Annotated in this window: 4 protein-coding genes and 2 tRNA genes; 2 read left to right on the top strand and 4 right to left on the bottom strand. The window is 34.6% G+C overall.

Annotated elements, in window-relative coordinates:
• Nucleotides 1–104: 104 nt before the first annotated feature.
• Together AOG54_RS01885 and AOG54_RS01880 are read right to left on the bottom strand one after the other, a co-directional pair.
• A tRNA-Gly gene (locus tag AOG54_RS01885) sits at nucleotides 105–177 on the bottom strand.
• A 33-nt stretch (nucleotides 178–210) separates the two neighbouring features.
• Nucleotides 211–708, bottom strand: a complete 498-nt coding sequence (locus AOG54_RS01880) for a DUF2250 domain-containing protein (protein WP_048101444.1) — start codon at nucleotides 706–708, stop codon at nucleotides 211–213.
• Nucleotides 709–934: 226 nt separating this feature from the next.
• On the opposite strand from AOG54_RS01880, the gene AOG54_RS01875 reads away from it, so the two are divergent.
• Together AOG54_RS01875 and AOG54_RS01870 are read left to right on the top strand one after the other, a co-directional pair.
• Complete coding sequence (locus tag AOG54_RS01875; protein WP_054964477.1) at nucleotides 935–2182, top strand: Glu/Leu/Phe/Val family dehydrogenase; 1248 nt, start codon at nucleotides 935–937, stop codon at nucleotides 2180–2182.
• A 96-nt stretch (nucleotides 2183–2278) separates the two neighbouring features.
• The gene (locus AOG54_RS01870; RefSeq protein ID WP_236692433.1) at nucleotides 2279–3013 is read left to right on the top strand and encodes a DNA polymerase sliding clamp; all 735 of its coding nucleotides are present in this window, start codon (nucleotides 2279–2281) and stop codon (nucleotides 3011–3013) included.
• Nucleotide 3014: 1 nt separating this feature from the next.
• Here AOG54_RS01870 and AOG54_RS01865 read toward each other — a convergent pair.
• Nucleotides 3015–3089: transfer RNA gene (locus tag AOG54_RS01865), tRNA-Arg, on the bottom strand.
• Between the two features lie 147 nt (nucleotides 3090–3236).
• On the bottom strand, nucleotides 3237–3428 hold the full coding sequence (locus AOG54_RS01860; protein ID WP_055032333.1) for a hypothetical protein: 192 nt from the start codon (nucleotides 3426–3428) through the stop codon (nucleotides 3237–3239).
• Between the last annotated feature and the right edge of the window lie 100 nt (nucleotides 3429–3528).

Below are 3528 nucleotides of genomic sequence, written 5' to 3'. Positions count from 1 at the left end.
ATAAATTATATAATGTTATTTTTATATTATAAAATCTGGATCCAGAGTATATAAATAAAAAAATTTAATGATGTATTGGTTAAAGCATTAAACCTTTATAATAATGCGACTGCCGGGATTTGAACCCGGGTTAGTGGCTTGGGAAGCCACTGTGATACCAGGCTACACTACAGTCGCCTACAGACCTTATTTAAAATTTATATTTAACTTTTAAGTATCAGACAGATTTATCTGCCTTCTCTTTGCTAGGTCCAGAACGGATTCCCCGATGGGGGTAATTTCACCATATTTATCTAGAAGCCCCATATTAATAAGCTTTGCCCTTTTTGATGGGTCATCATTTCTTCTCTTTTTATATGCGAGCATCTTAAGGCAGGGAAGTTCAAGATATTTTATATATTCCCGGGGTCCTATGCTTTTCAGAATATAATGCCCCTTATTTGTAAGTAAATAATATGTATGATGCTTATGCACCTCATTTGTTTTTTTAAGCTTTGCTTCAGTTCTTTTTATTGAAGAACCGGAATATTTTTCTATTAACCCCATGTTCTCAAGGCGCTCCAGATAAATATTTACATTCATTTGGGGTATGCTTGTATAAATTTTTATATTTTTTGCATAATCCAGTTTTGCCAGATTAAAATGCTGCAATACCATTAAAAGTTGATTATCAAATACAAGATTTTTAATTATTTCATCATCTTCCATGATTACACCACAGTTGAATATTAATTTATATTATAATACATTTTATATTTTATTATAAAATCATGGGATGGACTTGATTTATTATTAAATCATGGTCTATATAAAAAATGATGAGAATATTTTTTTATCATGTCATATGTTTATTTCATGTTCGTTATAATAGGTCAATTTAATTCCCCCACAAAAAGATTAAACTACTTCTGAACAATTCATGTATGGTGTTACAATGGAGGATTTAGACCCATTTGATATAGCTCTCAAGCAGCTAAAAAAGGCTGCCAGCGTGATAAATTTAGATAAACAGGCTCTTGAAATTTTAAGTTCTCCAAAGGAGATACTTGAGGTTTCCATACCTGTAAAAATGGACAGTGGAGAAACCAAGGTCTTTAAGGGCTTTAGGGTTCATTATAACAATGCCCGGGGACCAATGAAAGGTGGAATAAGGTACTATGAAAAGGAGACACTTTCAGAGGTTAAGGCCCTATCAGCATGGATGACATGGAAGACAGCCCTTCTGGACCTTCCATACGGTGGTGCCAAGGGAGGTATTGTATGCGATCCCAAAAAAATGAGCAGGGGTGAGCTTGAAAGATTAAGCAGGGGTTATATAGATGCAATTGCAAATTTCATAGGGCCGGATATAGACATACCTGCACCGGATGTTTACACAACACCGCAGATAATGGCATGGATGATGGATGAATATGAGAAGATAGTACGGCATTCAGCACCCGGTGTTATTACAGGAAAACCATTGGAAATTGGTGGTTCACTGGGCAGGGGTGATGCCACAGCAAAGGGAGGCATGTATGTCCTAAGGGAGGCTGCAAAGTCAATAGGACTTGATCTTTCAAAGGCAAGAGTCGCCGTTCAGGGATTCGGAAATGCCGGACAGTTTGCTGTAAAATTTGTTAAAGAAATGTTTGGATCAAAGGTTGTTGCTGTATCCGATTCAATGGGCGGCATTTATTCAGAGGATGGAATAGATTTCCAGGAATTGCTTGAATATAAAGAAAAAACTGGAAAGGTGGAGGGATTTAAAAACTGCAAAACAATAACAAATGAGGAGCTTCTTGAGCTAAACGTTGATGTGCTTATACCTGCAGCAATAGAAAACCAGCTTACAGGTGCCAATGCAGATAAGGTAAAGGCCAAAATAATCCTGGAGCTTGCAAACGGTCCAACAACGCCAGAGGCTGATGAAATATTCTTTAAGAAGGGTGTGCTTTTAATGCCAGATTTTCTTTCCAATGCTGGTGGGGTAACCGTATCATACTTTGAGTGGGTACAGAACATTACTGGAGATTACTGGACTGAGGAGGAGGTTTATAAGAAACTTGATGCCAAGATGACAAAGGCCGCACAGGATGTCCTCGCAACATATAAAAAATACAATGTTGACCCAAGGACTGCTGCCTATACAATAGCAGTCAAGCGTGTTGCGGACGCAATGAAGCTTAGGGGAATCTATTAATAAAATTTTATATTTTTATTCTTTTTAATCATTTATTATTTTTAACAAAAAAAATATTTATAAGGGTTATATTAATGATAGATGATTATGACAAGAATGAGTATTTCCATAAAAAATCTCAAGGACATAGTAGATATGCTTGGTACTGTGGTTACAGAGGCTAAATTTAAAATTGGTATTTCAGGTGTTTCAGTTAATGCAGTTGACCCTGCACATGTGGCAATGGTGTCATTAGAGGTCCCAAAAACTGTATTTTCTGAATATGACGTGCCTGCGGATGAGGAAATATCAGTTGACCTTGAAAAAATAAGGTCTGTTATTAAACTAGCATCGTCTGCTGATACTGTTATAATAACAAAGGATAAAGATAAACTAAAATTTGAAATAGGGACAATAATTAAAAGCATTTCTTTAATAGATAACGATCAGATAACAAATCCCAGGGTTCCGCAGATTGCATCTGATGATTATGTTGTGTTAACAAAGGCCGATTTTGAGAAGGGACTCAGGGCAGCCGAGGATGTGTCTGATGCCATAAGATTAACCCTTGATAAAAATAACTTTTATGCAAAGTCAACATCAGATGCCGATGAGAGTGAGATGATTTTGCCAAAGGACATGGTTAAGGAACTTGTATGCAATGAACCAATAAAATCATCATATCCCCTTGAATATTTGTTAAAACTTGTTAAGTCAATATCATCAAATGAGGATATCAAGATATCATTTAAAAGTGATTATCCATTAACAATAGAGTTTAATCTCGGATCTGGAAATGAAAATGCCAGAATTAAAGGGAGATTTTTGCTGGCACCAAGAATGGAATCCTGAGCGGGCACGAGGGGATTTGGACCCCTGATTTACAGCTTAGGAGGCTGTTGCCCTATCCATGCTAGGCCACGTGCCCTTGTTATTCGATATTGATACATAGCATTTAATTTTTTTGACTTTAGATATTTTTTCATAATTGGCAATTAAAATTTTTTATCATTATTTCATGATGGATTTATGATATTGCAAAGAGTCATTTTGAATTTCCAGTAAAAATATTACATTATCGTTTTTCATGATTTCTGATTTGTAATTTTATGGTATAATATATTAATAACAAAAAATCTATTATTAAAAGTATTGAGCCAATAATTATACCTAATTTATGTTTTGAAACTATTGATGATATTAATTCATAAGAAATTGAAAATATTAGAAATATCGCAATATATATAGAATATTTTATTTTATCCATTTTTATCACTTTTCATTAATTTATTTTATTATTATTCTTTTTTATTTTGTACCCTTTGGGATAGGCCTTTCACTTCTTTTATATGGCGTTTTTAGGGCTC

Origin of the sequence: Acidiplasma aeolicum (assembly GCF_001402945.1) — an archaeon.
Classification (GTDB): domain Archaea; phylum Thermoplasmatota; class Thermoplasmata; order Thermoplasmatales; family Thermoplasmataceae; genus Acidiplasma; species Acidiplasma aeolicum.
Note: the sequence above shows the minus strand (reverse complement) of the source record. Positions and strands in the feature narration are given on the sequence as shown.